The sequence below is a fragment of the Streptomyces sp. NBC_01363 genome, from assembly GCF_026340595.1.
Classification (GTDB): Bacteria; Actinomycetota; Actinomycetes; order Streptomycetales; family Streptomycetaceae; genus Streptomyces.
The window spans coordinates 3,046,670-3,065,460 of sequence record NZ_JAPEPF010000001.1 but is presented as its reverse complement, the minus strand read 5'-3'; the positions used below and the strand labels follow the sequence as shown (position 1 = coordinate 3,065,460).

Sequence of the window (18,791 nt, the reverse complement as noted above, 5' to 3'; positions counted from 1 at the left end):
GGTCGCGGGCGGCTACTTGACGACCGACAGCGGCAGCAGCTTCTTGCCGGTCGGGCCGATCTGGATGCTGGTGTCCATCTGCGGGCAGACGCCGCAGTCGAAGCACGGGGTCCAGCGGCAGTCCTCGACCTCGGTCTCGTCGAGCGAGTCCTGCCAGTCCTCCCAGAGCCAGTCCTTGTCGAGGCCGGAGTCCAGGTGGTCCCAGGGCAGGACCTCCTCGTAGGTCCGCTCGCGGGTGGTGTACCAGTCGACGTCCACGCCGTACTCGGGCAACGTCTTCTCGGCGGCGGTCATCCAGCGGTCGTAGCTGAAGTGCTCGCGCCAGCCGTCGAAGCGGCCGCCGGACTCGTAGACCGCGCGGATGACGGAGCCGACGCGCCGGTCGCCGCGCGAGAGCAGGCCCTCGACGATGCCGGGCTTGCCGTCGTGGTAGCGGAAGCCGATGGAGCGGCCGTACTTCTTGTCGCCGCGGATCTTGTCGCGGAGCTTGGTCAGCCGGGCGTCGGTCTCCTCGGCGCTCAGCTGCGGGGCCCACTGGAACGGGGTGTGCGGCTTGGGCACGAAGCCGCCGATGGAGACGGTGCAGCGGATGTCGTTCTGCCCGGAGACCTCGCGGCCCTTGGCGATCACGTTGACCGCCATGTCGCCGATCTGGAGGACGTCCTCGTCGGTCTCGGTGGGCAGGCCGCACATGAAGTACAGCTTCACCTGGCGCCAGCCGTTGCCGTACGCGGTGGCGACGGTACGGATGAGGTCCTCTTCCGAGACCATCTTGTTGATGACCTTGCGCATGCGCTCGGAGCCGCCCTCGGGGGCGAAGGTGAGACCGGAGCGGCGACCGTTGCGGGTCAGCTCGTTGGCCAGGTCCACGTTGAACGCGTCGACGCGGGTGGACGGCAGCGAGAGGCCGATCTTGTCCTCGGTGTACCGGTCGGCGAGGCCCTTGGCGATCTCACCGATCTCGGTGTGGTCCGCGGAGGAGAGCGAGAGCAGGCCGACCTCCTCGAAGCCGGTCGCCTTGAGGCCCTTCTCGACCATCTCGCCGATGCCGGTGATGCTTCGCTCCCGCACGGGGCGCGTGATCATGCCGGCCTGGCAGAAACGGCAGCCGCGGGTGCAGCCGCGGAAGATCTCGACGGACATCCGCTCGTGGACGGTCTCGGCGAGCGGCACGAGGGGCTGCTTCGGGTACGGCCACTCGTCGAGGTCCATCACGGTGTGCTTGGACACCCGCCACGGCACGCCCGACTTGTTGGGCACGACGCGGCCGATGCGCCCGTCCGGGAGGTACTCGACGTCGTAGAAGCCCGGGACGTAGACGTTGCCGGTCCTGGCGAGGCGGAAGAGCACCTCCTCGCGGCCACCGGGGCGGCCCTCGGCCTTCCAGGCGCGGACGATCTCGGTGATCTCCAGGACGGCCTGCTCGCCGTCGCCGATGACCGCGCAGTCGATGAACTCGGCGATCGGCTCGGGGTTGAACGCGGCGTGGCCGCCGGCCAGCACGATCGGGTCGTCGACGGTGCGGTCCCGGGCCGCCAGCGGAATGCCCGCGAGATCCAGGGCGGTGAGCATGTTGGTGTAGCCGAGCTCGGTGGAGAAGCTCAGCCCGAAGACGTCGAACGCCTTGACCGGGCGGTGGCTGTCCACGGTGAACTGCGGGACCTTGTGCTCGCGCATCAGCTCCTCGAGGTCCGGCCACACGCTGTAGGTGCGCTCGGCGAGGACTCCCTGGCGCTCGTTGAGTACCTCGTAGAGGATCATGACGCCCTGGTTGGGGAGCCCGACCTCGTACGCGTCCGGGTACATGAGTGCCCAGCGGACGTCGCATTCGTCCCACGGTTTGACGGTGGAGTTCAGTTCACCGCCGACGTACTGGATGGGCTTCTGCACATGCGGGAGCAGAGCTTCGAGCTGTGGGAAGACCGAATCGACAGACATCGCGAACTTTCGAGAGCCGGCAAGGGTGACCATCAAGCCTACCCCGGCCCTCAGCCTCCCAGCGCCGCCCGCAGCTCCGCCCGCGACGCCCGCTCCCACACGGCCAAAAGATCCCGTTCCCGGGCCGCGGCCGTCGCCTCCTCCCGCCCGTGGAGCAGTCCCCAGGTGAAGGCCGACTCCCCCGCCGCGTGCGCCTGGACGGCCAGGGTGCGCAGGGCCTCGCGGGCCACCACGCTGTCCTGGTGGTCGCCGAGGAGGCTCTGTACGGCCTTCATCCGCTTGGCGAAGCGCTTGGCGGGCCCGCCGAGCGCGGGGCGGGCCGCCTCCGCCGCGTACCGGGCGCGTTTGGCGGCCTTGCGGGCCTCGTGCATGGCCAGGTCCCGGTCGTGGCCGGGCGGGAGCTCCAGGGCATGGCCGACGCGGTCCGCGAGACGCCCGTACTCCTTCAGCACGGCGCGGGGCAGCGCCCGCCCCGGCGCACGGGACGCGGCCGGCAGCAGGGGCGGGGCGGCGAGCAGGGTGTCGAGGCTCTCCAGGAGTGCCAGATACCGCTTCCCGTCGAGCACGGCGACGGTGCGGCGGCGGGAGCCGTTCCGCCGGGCCACCGACCAGATCCGGAGCCGCCCGCGGACCGGGCCGAGGACCAGGGCGCGGGGCAGGTTGTCGAGGCCGGCGCGCAGCCGGGCGTCGAGCACCTCCTGGTCGCGGTCGATGCCCAGCTCGGCGGCCAGCCACTTCAGCTCGTCGCCGACCGGGTCGGTGACGCCGCGGTCGAGGATCTTCCGGTACGTCCGCAGTGCGCTGCGCAGCCTGCGGGTGGCGACCCGCATCTGGTGCACGGAGTCGGGGAGGTCGCGGCGTACGGCGGGGTCGAGGGCGGCGATCGCCTCGCTCTGGTGCCGGATGTACGCGAGGACGTGGTCGCCCGCGGTGGGCCGCCGGGCCCTGCCGTCGGGGTCCTTCTGCCGCTTCGGCGCGGTCTCGGCGAGCGCCCTGGCCAGCTTGGACGGGGACGCGGACGGGCGGATCCCGGCCTTGCGCAGCCGGCGCTCCACGGCGTCGAGGAAGGCGGGGTCGCCGTCGTCGGCGAGTTCGGCCTCGATCTCGGTCCAGGAGGCCGTGCCGTCGCCGCCCGTCAGCCGCTCGGCCCGCACCCGGTCGACGCTGACCTCGGCGAGCAGGGCGCCGTCGGAGTCGAGGAGGTGGTGGACGTCGCGGGCGGAGACCAGCCGGACGACGGGAACGAGTGCGCGCTCGCGGACCCGGGAGCGCAGCAGCCCCGCGAAGGAGCGCGGCAGGGTGTCGGAGAGCGGTTCCCGCAGCTCGTCCCGGATGCCGGAGGCGACCGGGAACTTGAGGTGCCAGCCGGCGTCGCCGCCGCCGGTGCGGCGGCGCAAGGTGAGGGAGTCCGTCGCGAGCCGGAGGTCCTCGGTGTCGTAGTAGACGGCGTCCAGTTCGCTGACGCCCCGGTGGGCGACGGCCGAGACCCCGGCCACCCGGCTCAGGTCCGGGAGCCGGGTTTCCGCGGTGGCTTCGTACTTCCGCTCGATCTCACGCTTCGAGTCCGCCATGAATCGAATCTAGACGTGTTGTACGCGAATGGGCAGTGCTCCCGCACCGGCTCAGGCGCTTATCGGCCGCTGCAGCCTGATCGACTGGAGCAGGCCGACGGCCACCCAGACGGCGAACATCGAGGACCCTCCGTACGACACGAACGGCAGCGGGAGCCCGGCGACCGGCATGATGCCGAGCGTCATCCCGATGTTCTCGAAGGCCTGGAAGGCGAACCAGGCGATGATTCCGGCGGCGACGATCGTGCCGTACAGCTCGGTCGTCTCGCGGGCGATCCGGCAGGCGCGCCACAGGACGACGCCGAGCAGGACGAGGATCAGCCCGGCGCCGAGGAAGCCGAGCTCCTCGCCCGCGACGGTGAAGACGAAGTCGGTCTGCTGCTCGGGGACGAACTGGCCGGTGGTCTGGGTGCCGTGGAAGAGGCCCGTCCCGGAGAGGCCGCCGGAGCCGATCGCGATGCGGGCCTGGTTGGTGTTGTAGCCGACGCCCGCCGGGTCGAGCGCGGGGTTGGCGAAGGCGGCGAAGCGGGCGATCTGGTACTCGTCGAGCAGGCCGAGCTGCCAGATCGCGATGGCACCGGCCACGCCCGCGCCGAGCAGACCGGCGATCCAGCGGTTCGACGCGCCGGAGGCGAGGAGCACGCCGAGGACGATGACGACCATGACCATCACGGAGCCGAGGTCCGGCATTCCCATGACGACGGCCATCGGGACGGCCGCCAGACCGAGGGCCTTGGCGACGGTCCGGTGGTCGGGATGGAGCTGGTCGCCCGCGTCGACGCGCTCGGCCAGCAGCATCGCCATGATCAGGATGATGGTGATCTTGGTGAACTCGGACGGCTGGAGCGAGAAGCCGCCGCCGATGATGATCCAGGCATGGGCCCCGTTGACGGTGGCGCCGAGCGGGGTGAGCACCGCCATCACCAGGAGCACCGAGAGGCCGTAGAGGATCGGGACGGCGCCGCGCAGGGTGCGGTGGCCGAGCCAGATCGTGCCGACCATCAGGGCGAAGCCGATGCCGGTGTTGAGGGCGTGCCGGAAGAGGAAGTAGTACGGGTCGCCATGGGTGAGCGAGTCACGTCCCCGGGTCGCCGAGTAGACCAGCAGCGAGCCGATGAAGGAGAGCGCGAGCGCGGACCCGAGCAGCGGCCAGTCGAGTTTGCGTACGAGGGAGTCGCGGGCGGTGAGTTTGCCCCAGGCGGAGCGCTCCGGGGCGTACCGCTGGACGGAGAAGCCGGCCATCAGTCGCGCCTCCCCAGCGTCGCGGCGAGGGTCTGTTCCTCCGGGGTCTTCTGCGAGTCCGGGTTGTAGGGCTTGATCTCCGGGGCGTCGATCGAACCGTCCTGCTGGATCTTCGGCAGGGACTTCTGCGGGGTGGGCAGCAGCGCCTTCTTCAGGTCCTGCTTGCCGGAGTCGTCGAGACCGTAGAGGGCGTCGTAGATGTTGCGCACGGCGGGCCCGGACGCACCGGAGCCCGTACCGCCCTGGGAGATCGTCATGACGATCGAGTAGTCCTTGGTGTACGTGGCGAACCAGGAGGTCGTCTGCTTGCCGTAGACCTCGGCCGTACCCGTCTTGGCGTGCATCGGGATCTTGTCCTGCGGCCAGCCGCCGAATCGCCAGGCGGCCGAACCACGGGTCGCGACTCCCGCGAGGGCGCTGTCGATCTGGTTGCGGGTCTTGCGCGTGAAGGGCAGCTTGCCGTGCGACTTGGGCTTGATCTCCTCGACGGTCTTGCCGTCCCCGCTGACGATCGCCTTGCCGACGGTGGGGTCGTAGAGCGTGCCGCCGTTGGAGATGGCCGCGTAGATGGTGGCCATCTGTATCGGCGTGACGAGCGTGTCGCCCTGGCCGATCGAGTAGTTGACGGAGTCACCGGCGCGCATCTTGTCGCCTTCGAGGCAGTTCTCGTACGCGATCTTCTCGACGTACGAGCCGTCCTTCTTGCCCTGCTTGCACCAGGCGTCCTTGTTCGCCTTGTAGAAGTCCTGCTTCCACTTGCGGTCGGGGACGCGGCCGCTGACCTCGTTGGGGAGGTCGATGCCGGTCTCCTTGCCGAGGCCGAACTGGTGGGCGGTCCTGTAGAACCAGTCCTTGGCGTTCTTCTTGGGGTTCATGCCGCCGTCCTTCAGCCACTCCTTGTGCGCGATGCCGTAGTACACGGTGTCGCAGGAGACTTCGAGGGCCCGGCCGATGGTGATGGAGCCGTAGCCCTGGGACTCGAAGTTCTTGAAGGTCTGCCCGCCGACGTTGTACGAGCTGGGGCAGGGGTAGTTGCCGTTGAAGGGGTAGCCGGCGTTGACCGCGGCGGTCGAGGAGATGACCTTGAAGATCGAGCCGGGGGCGGCCTGGCCCTGGATGGCCCGGTTCAGCAGCGGGAAGTTGGAATTCTTGCCGGTGAGCTTGGCGTAGTCCTTGGCGGAGATGCCGCCGACCCAGGCGTTGGGGTCGTAGTTCGGCAGGGAGGCCATCGAGACGATGCGGCCGGTCTTGGCCTCCATGACGACGACGGCGCCGGAGTCGGCCTTGTAGTTCTCCCCGGTGTTCTTGTCGAACGACTGACGGGCCGTCTTCATGGCCTCGTTGAGCTCGTACTCGGCGACGGCCTGGACCCGGGCGTCGATGGAGGTGACCACGCTGGAGCCGGGCTCCGCCTTGTCGTTCTTCGCCTGGCCGATGACCCGGCCGAGGTTGTCGACCTCGTAGCGGGTGACGCCGGCCTTGCCGCGCAGCTCCTTGTCGTAGGTGCGCTCCAGGCCGGAGCGGCCGACCTGGTCGGAGCGGAGGTACGGCGAGTCGGTGTCCTGGGCCTTGGTGATCTCCTCGTCGGTGACCGGCGAGAGGTAGCCGAGGACCTGCGCGGTGTTGGCCTTGCCGGGCGCCCCGTACCGGCGTACGGCGGTGGGCTCGGCGGTGATGCCGGGGAAGTCCTCGGCGCGTTCACGGATCGTGAGGGCCTGCTGGGTGGTGGCCTCGTCGGTGACCGGGATCGGCTGGTACGGCGAGCCGTTCCAGCAGGGCTGCGGCGTCTTGGAGTCGCAGAGCCGGACCTTGTCGAGGACCTCCTTGGGCTTCATGCCGAGGACGCCGGCGAGCCGGGTCAGGACGCTCTTGCCGTCGTCCTCCATCTTCATCAGCTCGGTGCGGCTGGCGGAGACGACCAGCCGGGTCTCGTTGTCGGCGAGGGCCACACCGCGCGCGTCGAGGATGGAGCCGCGGACGGCGGGCTGGACGACCTGCTGGACGTGGTTGTTCTTCGCCTCGTCGCTGTACTCCTGGCCGTTGCGGATCTGGAGGTACCAGAGGCGCCCGCCGAGGGTGAGCAGCAGGGAGAAGACGAGGACCTGGATGACGATGAGACGGATCTGGACCCGTGGGGTCCGGCCGGTCTCGGGGATGTTGGTCACGGGGCGCCCCCGGTGGTGGTCGGGCCGGAGGTACGCGAGGTGGTCTGGCTGCGGTGCGGCCTCACAGTCGCTTGACCCCCTTGATGCGTCCGGCGCGGGCCGCGCGGTTGCGGGCGGCCTTGACGCGCAGTCCGCCGCGCTGGCCGCCGATCCGCAGTCCGGTGCCGGAGGCGAGCCAGCCCGCGGCCACGTCCCCGCCGCCGGAGGTGTCGGCGAGCGGATCGTTCACCGTGCGTCTGGCGACGGCCATGATCAGCGGTACGACGAAGGGCGCGAGGAGCAGGTCGTAGACGGCGGCGGTGAACAGCAGGCTGCCGAGGCCGACGTGACGGGCCGCCGTGTCCCCGACGAGCGCGCCGACCAGCGCGTACAGCAGGGTCGAGCCGATCGCCGCGGCGACGACCCCGAGCATCGGGACCATCGCCGACTTCAGCTGCCCGTTCTCGGGCTTCGCCAGCCCCGCGAGGTAGCCGATGACGCAGAGGACCAGCGCGTAGCGTCCGGCGGCGTGGTCGGCGGGCGGTGCCAGGTCGGCGAGGAGTCCCGCGCCGAAGCCGATGAGGGCGCCGCTGACATGCCCGTACACGAAGGCGAGGCCGAGGACGACCAGGAGCAGCAGGTCGGGCACCGCGCCGGGGAGCTGGAGGCGGGCGAGCACGGAGACCTGGACGACGAGGGCGACGACGACCAGGACGACGGAGAGCAGAATCCGGTTCAGACGCATGGGAATCAGCTCTACCTCTGCTCGTTGACCGCGGTGCCGGCGTCCGGTGTGGCGTTCGCAGTGCCGTTCGGGTCCGGGCTGTTGCTGGGGTCCGGGCTCTCGTGGATGTTCCCGACGACGTTTCCTTCGGTGTCGACGATGTCGCCGTTGGGCGAGATCGTGACGGTGACGGTGGGCGTGGGCTTCGGTTTGGCGGGCTTGGCCGGCTGCTTCGGCAGGACCATGTCACGGGGGTCCTCGCGCGGGGCCTGGACCACGACGCCGACGATGTCGAGCTTGGTGAAGCCGACGTACGGGCGGACGTAGACCGTACGGGTCAGACCGCCGCCGGACGGGTCGACCCGGACGACCTCGCCGACCGGGACGCCGGGCACGAAGGGCTTGTCCTTGCTGGAGCCGAAGGTGACGAGCCGGTCGCCCTTCTTCACCTTGGCCTTGCCGTTGAGGAACTGGACGGACAGCGGCCGGGAGCCCTGGCCGGTGGCGAAGCCGAGTTCGTCGGTCTTCTCCATCCGGGTGCCGACGGTGAAGTCGGGGTCGTTGGCGAGGAGCACCGTGGAGGCGTCCGGGCCGACGGTGGTGACGCGGCCGACCAGGCCGTCGCCGTTGATGACGGTCATGTCGCGCTTGATTCCGTCGTTGGAACCCGCGTCGATGGTGACCGTCCAGGAGAAGCCCTGGGCCGCTCCTATGGCGATGACCTCGGCGCCCTTGATGCCGTACTGTCCGGCGGCCGACTTCTTCAGCATCCGGTCGAGCTCACGGACCCTGTTGCGGTTGCGGTCGTCGCTGCCGAGCTTCGTCTTGAGCGCGGCGTTCTGCTGTTCCAGCTCGGCGATCCGGTTGTGCCGTGTCCCGGAGTCGCGAACCGCCCCTATGGCGTTGCCCACCGGGTCGACGGCTGCCGCGACGCCGTTCTCCACCGGCCCGAAGGCCGCTGCGGCGGCCCGCCGGGCGCCGTCCACCGGCGACTCCTCACCACCGCGGATGTCCACCGTGATCAATGCGAACGCGATGGCGATCAGCAGCACCAGGAGCAGCCGGCTCTCTCGTGTGTCCCTCACGTGCGGCGGCCGTGCCTTCCTCGTCGGAATATTCGTGCCTGTATATCAACGATCGGCCGTACGGAGCGGCAGCGTCCGTACAGCAGACCGATGGGTTGTTCACCTGCGGGGCTGGGCGTCCAGTACCTGCTGGAGCGCCTCGAACTCCTCGACGCACTTGCCGGATCCGAGGGCCACCGAGTCCAGCGGGTCCTCCGCGATGTGGATCGGCATGCCGGTCTCGCGGCGCAGCCGCTCATCCAGTCCGCGCAGCAGCGCGCCGCCGCCGGTGAGGACGATGCCTCGGTCCATGACATCGCCGGAGAGCTCCGGCGGGCACTTGTCGAGCGTGGTCTTCACGGCGTCGACGATCGCGTTGACCGGCTCCTCGATGGCCTTGCGGACCTCGGCGGCCGAGACGACCACGGTCTTGGGCAGTCCGGAGACCAGGTCGCGGCCGCGGATCTCGGTGTGCTCGTCCTCGTCCATGTCGTACGCCGAACCGATCGTGATCTTGATCTGTTCGGCGGAGCGCTCGCCGAGGAGGAGCGAGTACTCCTTCTTGATGTGCTGGATGATCGCGTTGTCCAGCTCGTCGCCGGCGGTCCGGATCGACTGGGCAGTGACGATTCCGCCGAGCGAGATGACCGCGACCTCGGTGGTGCCGCCACCGATGTCGACGACCATGTTGCCGGTGGCCTCGTGGACCGGCAGCCCGGAGCCGATGGCCGCCGCCATGGGCTCCTCGATGATGTGCACCTGGCGCGCGCCTGCCTGCGTCGACGCCTCGATGACGGCGCGTCGCTCGACCCCGGTGATGCCGGAGGGCACGCAGACGACGACCCGCGGGCGAGCCAGGTAGCGGCGCTTGTGGATCTTCAGGATGAAGTAGCGGAGCATCCGCTCGGTGATCTCGAAGTCGGCGATCACGCCGTCCTTCAGGGGCCGTACGGCAACGATGTTGCCCGGTGTACGCCCGATCATCTTCTTGGCCTCGGAGCCGACCGCCAGGATGCCGCCGGTGTTGGTGTTGATGGCCACGACGGACGGCTCGTTCAGAACGATGCCGCGCCCCCTGACGTACACCAGCGTGTTGGCAGTCCCGAGGTCGATAGCCATGTCACGGCCGATGAACGACATTGAGTTCCCCTTGTTCCCCATGAGGATGCGTCGGGCCTTCCAAGAAAGCGATGTGGCTTGTTCTGGTCGGCGAGGTGAGCGCGGCGGGCGTGGAAGATTCCATCGTAGTGCCGTAATGGCGGACACCGCGCGAGGGTCCTTCGCCATTGTGGGCGGAACGGGTGGCCGTTCCACTCATGGTGACGTTACGTCGGAGGGATGCGTTCCCGCGATCCCGGACCCTATACCGAAGGGCGACCGAATTAATTCGGTCGCCCCAGGTCTGAGCGCTGTTCGGCTGATCGGCGGTCAGGCGAGTCCGGGGAAGAACAGCTTCAGTTCCCGCTCCGCGGACTCCTCGGAGTCCGAGGCGTGGATGAGGTTCTCCCGGGTGATGGTGCCGAAGTCACCGCGGATGGAACCGGGCGCGGCGGCGATCGGGTCGGTGGGTCCGGCCAGCGTACGGATGCCCTCGATGACCCGCTCGCCCTCGGCCACCAGCGCCACGATCGGACCGGACTGCATGAACTCGACGAGCGGCTCGTAGAACGGGCGGCCGACGTGCTCGGCGTAGTGCTGCTCCAGCGTGGCGCGGTCGAGGGTGCGCAGCTCCAGTGCGGTGATCCGCCAGCCGGCCTTGCGCTCGATCCGCCCGACGATCTCGCCGACCAGTCCGCGCCGGACAGCGTCGGGCTTGAGGAGAACGAGGGTGCGCTGGGTCATGGTGTGCGGCTCCTTGCAGGCATGCGGGTGCGGTGAACCGAGGCTACAGGGGTACGGAGCCGGGCCGGCGGCCGGGTTTGGCCACCGGGTACCGGGTCAGCCACCGGCCGGGGCCTCGGCCGCCGCCCAGCGGGCCTTCGCCTCGTCGATCTTGCGGCCGTAGTGCACCGAGGCCCACCACAGGCCGGCGAAGACCACACCGAGGATGAACATCATCGGGACGACGAAGCCGCTCAGCACCAGGGCGATCTGCAGCGCCCAGCCGAGCTGTATCCCGCCGGGGCGGGTGATCATCCCGCAGAGCAGCACGGAGAGCAGCATGCCGATGCCGCAGACCGTCCAGACCGTGGCACCGGTCAGGTCGTCGGACTTCATCGCGACGAGTCCGGCGAAGCCGATCACGAAGAACTCGCCGATCAGCGTGGATGCACAGAGCGTACGCATGGGTCAGCGCCTTCCCAGAAGCAGCCGGGCCTCGCCGACCGTGATCACGGAACCGGTCACCAGGACACCGGCGCCCGCGTACTCGTCCTCCTCCTCGGCGAGGGTGATCGCCGCCTCCAGGGCGTCGTCCAGGCGGGGCTCCACCTGGACGCGGTCCTCGCCGAAGACCTCGACCGCGACGGCGGCCAGCTCGTCGACGTCCATCGCGCGGCCGCTGGAATTCTGCGTGATGACGACCTCGGCGAGGATCGGCTCGAAGGCGTCGAGGAGTCCCTTGACGTCCTTGTCGCCGCTGGTGCCGACGACACCGATCAGCCGGGAGAAGCCGAAGGCCTCGGAGAGCCCGTCGGCGGTGGCGCGGGCGCCCGCCGGGTTGTGTGCCGCGTCCAGGACGACGGTGGGGCTGCTGCGGACCACTTCGAGGCGGCCCGGGGAGATCACCGAGGCGAAGGCCCGGCGGACCGTGTCGACGTCGAGCGAGCCGGGCTGCTCGGCGCCGATCCCGAAGAACGCCTCCACCGCGGAGAGCGCCACCGCGGCGTTGTGCGCCTGGTGGGCGCCGTACAGCGGGAGGAAGATCTCTGTGTACTCGCCACCGAGGCCGCGCAGCGTCAGCAGCTGGCCGCCGACGGCGATCTCGCGCGAGACGACGCCGAACTCCATGCCCTCGCGGGCGACCGTGGCGTCGACCTCGACGGCCTTCTTCAGCATGACCTGCGCGGCGTCCACCGGCTGCTGGGCCAGGATGACCGTGGCGCCCTGCTTGATGATCCCGGCCTTCTCGCCGGCGATCTCGGCGGGTGTGTTGCCGAGCCGGTCGGTGTGGTCCAGCGAGATGGGGGTGACGACGGCGACCGAGCCGTCGATGACGTTCGTCGCGTCCCAGCTGCCGCCCATGCCGACCTCGACGACCGCGACGTCGACAGGCGCGTCGGCGAAGGCCGCGTAGGCCATGCCCGTCAGCACCTCGAAGAAGGAGAGCCGGTACGGCTGCTGGGCGTCGACCATCTCCACGTACGGCTTGATGTCCTGGTACGCCTCGATGAACCGCTCGGGGGCGATCGGGGAGCCGTCCAGGCTGATCCGCTCGGTGATCGACTGGACGTGCGGCGAGGTGTAGCGGCCGGTCCGCAGGTCGAAGGCGCCGAGCAGCGCCTCGATCATGCGGGCCGTGCTCGTCTTGCCGTTGGTCCCGGTGATGTGGATCGAGGGGTACGCGCGCTGCGGCTCGCCGAGCACGTCCATCAGCGCGGCGATGCGCGCGACGGAAGGCTCCAGCTTGGTCTCGCCCCAGCGTCCGGCGAGCTCCTGCTCCACGGCGCGCAGCGCCTTGTCCACCTCGGGGTCGGCGGGGCGGGCCGGGACCTCGTCGCCCTGCGGCGGTCCGGAGCGGGTGCGCAGCGTGCGGCTCCCGGCCTCGATCACCGCCAGGTCGGGGTCGCGCTGGGTCTCTTCGTCGACGATCTCCGCGAAGGTGTCGTCGGAATCGGAGTTGTCGTGCCGGTCGGAAGGGCGGGGCTCACTCACGGGGCCAGTCTACGGATGGGCGCGGACATCGCGCGCAGCGCCCGGTGACGGGCACGGATGTCGCCCTCAGGGTCTCTCGTTTGGATCATGCCGGACCGGGGCACGCGAGCCCGGCGTGATCCAGACGAGAGGCCCTGAGGGCGAAGCCCCCGCGCCCCTGGTCGGTCAGGGGTACGGGGGCTCCGTGCTCAGGTCATCAGCTCTGCGGCAGGTTCGCCAGCTGACCGGAGATCCGCTCGATGTCGGCCTCGGCCTTGGCGAGCCGGCCGCGGATCTTGTCGACCACGTTGTCCGGGGCCTTGCCGAGGAACGCCTCGTTGGAGAGCTTGCCGACCGCCTGGGCCTTCTCCTTCTCGGCGGCGCCCAGGTCCTTCGTCAGGCGCTTGCGCTCGGCCTCGACATCGATGGTGCCGGAGAGGTCGAGGGCGACCGTGGCGCCCGCGACGGGCAGCGACGCGGTGGCGTGGAAGCCCTCCTCGGCGGGCTGGAGCCGCAGCAGCTGGCGGATGGCCGCCTCGTGCGGGGCGAGCGGCGTGCCGGTCAGGGTGAGCTCGGCCGGGACCTTCTGGCCGGGCTGCAGGCCCTGGTCGGAGCGGAACCGGCGGACCTCGGTGACGACCTGCTGGACGAGCTCGATCTCCTTCTCGGCCGCGTCGTCGCGGAAGCCGGAGTCGGTCGGCCAGTCGGCGATGACGACTGACTCCCGGCCCGTGAGCGCGGTCCAGAGTGTCTCCGTGACGAACGGGACGACCGGGTGCAGCAGCCGCAGCATCACGTCGAGGACCTCGCCGAGGACCCGGCCCGAGACCTCGGCCGGCTTGCCGCCCGCGAAGAACGTGGTCTTGGACAGCTCGACGTACCAGTCGAAGACCTCGTCCCAGGCGAAGTGCCGCAGTGCCTCGCTGAGCTTGGAGAACTGGAAGTCGTCGTAGTACGCGTCGACTTCGGCGACGGTCTTGTTCAGCCGGGACAGGATCCAGCGCTCGGTCACGGACATCTCGTCGGCGGACGGCAGTTCGCCCTCGATCGTGGCGCCGTTCATCAGGGCGAAGCGGGTGGCGTTCCAGATCTTGTTGGCGAACTTGGCGGAACCCTGGACCCACTCCTCGCCGATCGGGACATCGGTGCCCGGGTTGGCACCGCGCGCCAAGGTGAAGCGCAGCGCGTCGGACCCGTACTTGTCCATCCAGTCCAGCGGGTTGACGACATTGCCGAACGACTTCGACATCTTCTTGCCGAACTCGTCGCGGACCATGCCGTGCAGGACGATGGTCCCGAAGGGCGGGACACCGTCGTTGACGTACAGGCCGAACATCATCATCCGGGCGACCCAGAAGAAGAGGATGTCGTAGCCGGTGACCAGGACGGAGTTCGGATAGAACTTCGCGAGGCTGTCGGTCCGCTCCGGCCAGCCGAGCGTGGAGAACGGCCACAGCCCGGAGGAGAACCAGGTGTCCAGGACGTCGGGGTCCTGCGTCCAGCCCTCGCCCGTGGGGACCTCGTCGTCCGGTCCGACGCAGGCGACCTCGCCGTTCGGGCCGTACCAGACGGGGATGCGGTGGCCCCACCACAGCTGGCGCGAGATCGTCCAGTCGTGGAGGTTGTCGACCCAGTCGAAGTACCGCTTCTCCATCTCCTGCGGGTGGATCTTGACGCTGCCGTCGCGGACGGCGTCACCGGCCGCCTTGGCGAGCGGGGCGACCTTGACCCACCACTGGAGGGACAGGCGCGGCTCGATGGTGGTCTTGCAGCGCGAGCAGTGGCCGACGGAGTGGAGGTACGGACGCTTCTCGGCGACGATCCGGCCCTCGGCGCGCAGCGCGCCGACGATGGTGGACCGGGCCTCCAGGCGGTCGAGTCCCTCGAACGGGCCGGGGACGGTGATGACCGCGCGCTCGTCCATGACCGTGAGGAACGGCAGGTCGTGGCGCTTGCCGATCTCGAAGTCGTTCGGGTCGTGGGCGGGCGTGACCTTCACGGCGCCGGTGCCGAACTCCGGGTCGACGTGGTGGTCGGCGACGACGGGGATCGTGCGGTCGGTCAGCGGCAGCTTGATCTGCCTGCCGATCAGGTGCTTGTAGCGCTCGTCGTCGGGGTGGACGGCGACCGCGGTGTCACCGAGCATCGTCTCGGCGCGGGTCGTGGCGACGACGATGGTGTCGTCGCCCTCCCCGTACGTCATGGAGACGAGCTCGCCGTCGTCGTCCTGGTACTCGACCTCGATGTCCGAGATCGCGGTCAGACAGCGCGGGCACCAGTTGATGATGCGCTCGGCGCGGTAGATCAGCCCGTCGTCGTACATCTTCTTGAAGACGGTCTGGACGGCGGTGGACAGGCCTTCGTCCATGGTGAAGCGCTCACGGGACCAGGCGACGCCCTCGCCGAGCCGGCGCATCTGGCCGGAGATCTGGCCGCCGGACTCGTTCTTCCACTTCCAGACGCGCTCGACGAACGCCTCGCGGCCCAGGTCGTGGCGGGACTTGCCCTCCTTGCCGAGCTCGCGCTCGACGACGTTCTGGGTGGCGATGCCGGCGTGGTCCATGCCGGGCTGGTAGAGCGCCTCGAAGCCCTGCATGCGCTTGCGGCGGACCAGGGCGTCGATCAGCGTGTGCTCGAAGGCATGCCCGAGGTGCAGGCTGCCCGTGACGTTCGGCGGCGGGATGACGATGGAGTACGGCGGCTTCTCGCTGTGCTCGTCGGCTTCGAAGTAACCCCGCTCTACCCAGCGCTCATACAGCTTCCCCTCTACCTCGGCCGGTGCGTACTGGGTCGGCAGTTCGGGGTTGCTGGCTGGCGTCTGCTGAGTGTTCTCGGTCACGGGGGACAGTTTAGGGCCGTCACAGTCGTGCACTGAAACCGGTTTGTTGAGTAACGGTGTGACGCCCGGTGCTCCATACGGGCGACCCTTCCGCCAGGATGTTCGGAACGCATAAGCATGACGAACAGGGGACACCGCAAATGAGCTACAACCAGCCGGGCCCGTACGGCGGCCAGCCGCCCCAGGGCCAGCCGGGTCCGTACGGCGGCCAGCCGCCGCAGGGTCAGCCCGGACCGTACGGGCAGCAGCCGCAGGGCCAGCCCGGCCCGTACGGCCAGCAGCCGGGCCCGTACGGCGGCCAGCCGCCCCAGGGCCAGCCCCCCGGTTACGGCTACCCCCAGCAGGCCCCCCAGGGTGTCCCGCCCCAGCAGCAGCCCCAGCCGGGCTACGGCTACCCGCAGGCCCAGCAGCCCGGCCCGTACGGCCAGCAGCCCCCCACTCCCCCGTACGGCGGTCCGCAGCAGCCCTACGGCATGCCTCCCGAGGCCCCGAAGAAGAAGACCGGCCTGATCATCGGCGGCGTGATCGTGGCACTGGCAGTCATCGCGGGCGGGGTGTACTTCCTGACGTCGGGCGGTGCCAGCAACAGCGACGTGGCGGACTCCACCAAGGGGTACAAGCTGACGCCGACTGCGGCTGTGGACGACTACAAGAAAGACACCAGTGCTTCGGCCGCCGAACCGTCGGGTCCCGTGACAGGCGAGAAGAAGGCCAAGGCCGAGGCCATGGGGATCAAGAACCCCCACGAGGCCGGCGCCCAGTACCTCAGCGGCAGCGAGGACAACCCGCTGACCGCAAAGTTCCTCTACCTCACTGGTACATGGGGCGAAGTCAGCGACCCGGCCAAGGTCATCGACGGTTCCTTCGCGAACGCCGAGCAGGAGATGAAGAAGAGCGAGGACTCGAATGTCTCGCTGATCGGCAGCGCCGAGCAGGTCACTCCCCCCGGCTTCAAGGGCGCGCTGATGAAGTGCCAGAACCTCAAGGGCATCAACGAGAAGGGCGACGGCACGGCGGCGAAGGGCCCCAAGGAGTTCGTCATGCCCGTCTGTGTGTGGGCCGACTACAGCACGGTCGGTGCCGTCGTGGGCATGGACGTCGGCGGCGCTCTGACCAACAAGGCGATGTCCCAGGACGAACTGGCTGCTCTGACCGCCAAGCTCTACAACACGTCCCGCACCAAGATCTGATCGCACCGCAACACGGAAGGGGCGCCCGCCAGTTCACCTGGCCGGGCGCCCCTTCCGTCTGTTTCCGTCTGCGGCTACGCGGACTTCTCGTGCCGCCCGCCGTCACCCTTGCCGATCGTCCGCGGCTCGCGCGGGACCAGCGTCGGGTTCACGTTGTTGCGGACGACGTCCGCCGTGATGACGACCCGGGCGACGTCCTTGCGAGACGGCACCTCGTACATCACGGACTGGAGGACCTCCTCCATGATGGCCCGCAGGCCACGCGCGCCGGTGCCGCGCAGGATCGCCTGGTCGGCGATGGCCTCCAGGGCCGGGCGGTCGAAGTCCAGCTCGACGCCGTCGAGTTCGAACAGCCGCTGGTACTGCTTCACCAGCGCGTTGCGCGGCTCGACGAGGATCTGCAGCAGCGCCTCACGGTCGAGGTTGTGGACCGAGGTGAGGACGGGCAGCCGGCCGATGAACTCCGGGATCATCCCGAACTTCACCAGGTCCTCCGGCATGACCTCCTGGAACTGGTCGCTCGCCTCGATCTCCCGCTTGGAACGGATCGTGGCGCCGAAGCCGATGCCCTTGGCACCCGCCCGGGACTCGATGATCCGCTCCAGGCCGGAGAAGGCACCGCCCACGATGAACAGCACGTTCGTCGTGTCGATCTGGATGAACTCCTGGTGCGGGTGCTTCCGGCCGCCCTGCGGCGGTACGGAGGCGGTGGTGCCCTCCAGGATCTTCAACAGGGCCTGCTGGACGCCCTCGCCGGAGACATCGCGGGTGATCGACGGGTTCTCGCTCTTGCGGGCGACCTTGTCGATCTCGTCGATGTAGATGATCCCGGTCTCGGCCTTCTTGACGTCGTAGTCCGCGGCCTGGATCAGCTTCAGCAGGATGTTCTCGACGTCCTCGCCGACATAGCCGGCCTCCGTCAGCGCCGTCGCGTCCGCGATGGCGAACGGGACGTTGAGCATGCGGGCCAGCGTCTGCGCGAGCAGCGTCTTGCCCGAGCCCGTGGGCCCGAGCAGCAGGATGTTGGACTTGGCCAGCTCGATGGCGTCGTCCCGGCCCTGGGCGCCGCCGTTCTCACCCGCCTGGACCCGCTTGTAGTGGTTGTACACAGCGACCGAGAGGGCCTTCTTCGCGGGCTCCTGCCCGACGACGTACCCCTCGAGGAACTCGTAGATCTCGCGCGGCTTGGGGAGTTCCTCCCACCGCACCTCGGAGGTCTCGGCGAGCTCCTCCTCGATGATCTCGTTGCAGAGATCGATGCACTCGTCGCAGATGTACACACCGGGTCCCGCGATGAGCTTCTTCACCTGCTTCTGGCTCTTTCCGCAGAACGAGCACTTGAGCAGGTCGCCGCCATCACCGATGCGTGCCACGAGGTGCTTCCCCTTCGCCTGGGAGCAGCTTGGTTCAGCGGCTCCTGGTGCCTCTATCCGACGGTACCTTGCCTTGGCCCCCGTTCGGGCCCCCCTTGGCACGGTTCACACGGCCAAGACCGGGCGAACGTGGCGTGCCAAGGGGTGAAGGCCGACGTCAGACGGCCGTGGCCGCCTGCTTGCGGGTCGACACGATCTGGTCGACGAGACCGTAGGCGAGGGCGTCCTCGGCGGTCAGGATCTTGTCACGCTCGATGTCGTCGCGGATCTTGTCGATCGGCGTGGTGGAGTGCTTGGCCAGCATCTCCTCCAGCTGGGTGCGCATCCGCAGGATCTCGTTGGCCGCGATCTCCAGGTCGGAGAGCTGCTCACGGCCGGTCTGCGAGGACGGCTGGTGGATCAGCACACGGGCGTTGGGCAGCGCCATCCGCTTGCCGGGCGTACCCGCGGCGAGCAGCACGGCCGCGGCGGAGGCCGCCTGGCCCATGCAGACCGTGGAGATGTCCGGCTTCACGAACTGCATCGTGTCGTAGATCGCGGTGAGCGCGGTGAACGAGCCGCCGGGGCTGTTGATGTAGATCGAGATGTCCCGGTCCGGGTCCATCGACTCCAGGCACAGCAGCTGCGCCATGACGTCGTTGGCGGAGGCGTCGTCGATCTGCACGCCGAGGAAGATCACACGCTCCTCGAAGAGCTTCGCGTACGGGTCGTACTCACGCACGCCCTGCGAGGTGCGCTCCACGAAGCGCGGCACGATGTAGCGATTGTCCACCTGCGGGCCGGTGTAGAGGCCGCTCGCGGAGGCGCCGGGGAAGTTGTTCATGTGGGTGTTCACCATCCTGGTGGCGTTCTGTGGCTGGGTGTCTCGGCGTACGAGAGGTGCGCGGGGCGGTGGAGCCGGATCCGGTGGGTAC

14 protein-coding genes are annotated in these 18,791 nt (G+C 69.2%); 1 reads left to right on the top strand and 13 read right to left on the bottom strand.

Annotation, left to right across the window (positions count from 1 at the left end; genetic code table 11):
* Positions 1–12: 12 nt before the first annotated feature.
* The 11 genes from OG611_RS14145 to OG611_RS14095 all read right to left on the bottom strand — a co-directional run bounded on the left by OG611_RS14145 (position 13) and on the right by OG611_RS14095 (position 15,314).
* Positions 13–1,938, bottom strand: a complete 1,926-nt coding sequence (locus OG611_RS14145; RefSeq protein WP_266419294.1) for a TIGR03960 family B12-binding radical SAM protein — start codon at positions 1,936–1,938, stop codon at positions 13–15.
* A 50-nt stretch (positions 1,939–1,988) separates the two neighbouring features.
* Positions 1,989–3,509 (bottom strand): CYTH and CHAD domain-containing protein, encoded by a 1,521-nt coding sequence (locus tag OG611_RS14140; protein WP_266419291.1) that lies wholly within the window; start codon positions 3,507–3,509, stop codon positions 1,989–1,991.
* Between the two features lie 51 nt (positions 3,510–3,560).
* Complete coding sequence (gene rodA / locus OG611_RS14135; protein ID WP_266419289.1) at positions 3,561–4,751, bottom strand: rod shape-determining protein RodA; 1,191 nt, start codon at positions 4,749–4,751, stop codon at positions 3,561–3,563.
* Positions 4,751–6,916, bottom strand: a complete 2,166-nt coding sequence (mrdA, locus tag OG611_RS14130; protein WP_266419287.1) for a penicillin-binding protein 2 — start codon at positions 6,914–6,916, stop codon at positions 4,751–4,753. Before mrdA ends, rodA begins: the two co-directional genes overlap by 1 nt.
* 61 nt (positions 6,917–6,977) lie before the next feature.
* Entirely contained in the window at positions 6,978–7,640 is a 663-nt protein-coding gene (mreD, locus tag OG611_RS14125) for a rod shape-determining protein MreD (RefSeq protein WP_266419285.1), read from the bottom strand.
* Between the two features lie 11 nt (positions 7,641–7,651).
* A complete protein-coding gene (gene mreC / locus OG611_RS14120; RefSeq protein WP_266419283.1) occupies positions 7,652–8,704 on the bottom strand; it encodes a rod shape-determining protein MreC in 1,053 nt (350 codons plus the stop codon).
* Positions 8,705–8,803: 99 nt separating this feature from the next.
* Positions 8,804–9,823, bottom strand: coding sequence for a rod shape-determining protein (locus OG611_RS14115; protein WP_072483626.1), 1,020 nt, complete (start codon positions 9,821–9,823; stop codon positions 8,804–8,806).
* A gap of 288 nt (positions 9,824–10,111) precedes the next feature.
* Positions 10,112–10,525, bottom strand: a complete 414-nt coding sequence (ndk, locus tag OG611_RS14110) for a nucleoside-diphosphate kinase (protein ID WP_266419280.1) — start codon at positions 10,523–10,525, stop codon at positions 10,112–10,114.
* A gap of 96 nt (positions 10,526–10,621) precedes the next feature.
* Complete coding sequence (locus OG611_RS14105) at positions 10,622–10,969, bottom strand: DUF4233 domain-containing protein (RefSeq protein ID WP_266419278.1); 348 nt, start codon at positions 10,967–10,969, stop codon at positions 10,622–10,624.
* A gap of 3 nt (positions 10,970–10,972) precedes the next feature.
* Complete coding sequence (locus tag OG611_RS14100) at positions 10,973–12,496, bottom strand: folylpolyglutamate synthase/dihydrofolate synthase family protein (protein ID WP_266419276.1); 1,524 nt, start codon at positions 12,494–12,496, stop codon at positions 10,973–10,975.
* A 196-nt stretch (positions 12,497–12,692) separates the two neighbouring features.
* Complete coding sequence (locus OG611_RS14095; protein WP_266419267.1) at positions 12,693–15,314, bottom strand: valine--tRNA ligase; 2,622 nt, start codon at positions 15,312–15,314, stop codon at positions 12,693–12,695.
* Between the two features lie 140 nt (positions 15,315–15,454).
* On the opposite strand from OG611_RS14095, the gene OG611_RS14090 reads away from it, so the two are divergent.
* The gene (locus OG611_RS14090; RefSeq protein ID WP_266419264.1) at positions 15,455–16,504 is read left to right on the top strand and encodes a hypothetical protein; all 1,050 of its coding nucleotides are present in this window, start codon (positions 15,455–15,457) and stop codon (positions 16,502–16,504) included.
* Between the two features lie 74 nt (positions 16,505–16,578).
* Here OG611_RS14090 and clpX read toward each other — a convergent pair whose 3' ends face one another.
* Together clpX and OG611_RS14080 are read right to left on the bottom strand one after the other, a co-directional pair.
* Positions 16,579–17,877, bottom strand: a complete 1,299-nt coding sequence (gene clpX / locus OG611_RS14085; protein ID WP_072483632.1) for an ATP-dependent Clp protease ATP-binding subunit ClpX — start codon at positions 17,875–17,877, stop codon at positions 16,579–16,581.
* 157 nt (positions 17,878–18,034) lie between these two features.
* A complete protein-coding gene (locus OG611_RS14080) occupies positions 18,035–18,715 on the bottom strand; it encodes an ATP-dependent Clp protease proteolytic subunit (RefSeq protein WP_323180181.1) in 681 nt (226 codons plus the stop codon).
* Positions 18,716–18,791 lie beyond the last annotated feature (76 nt).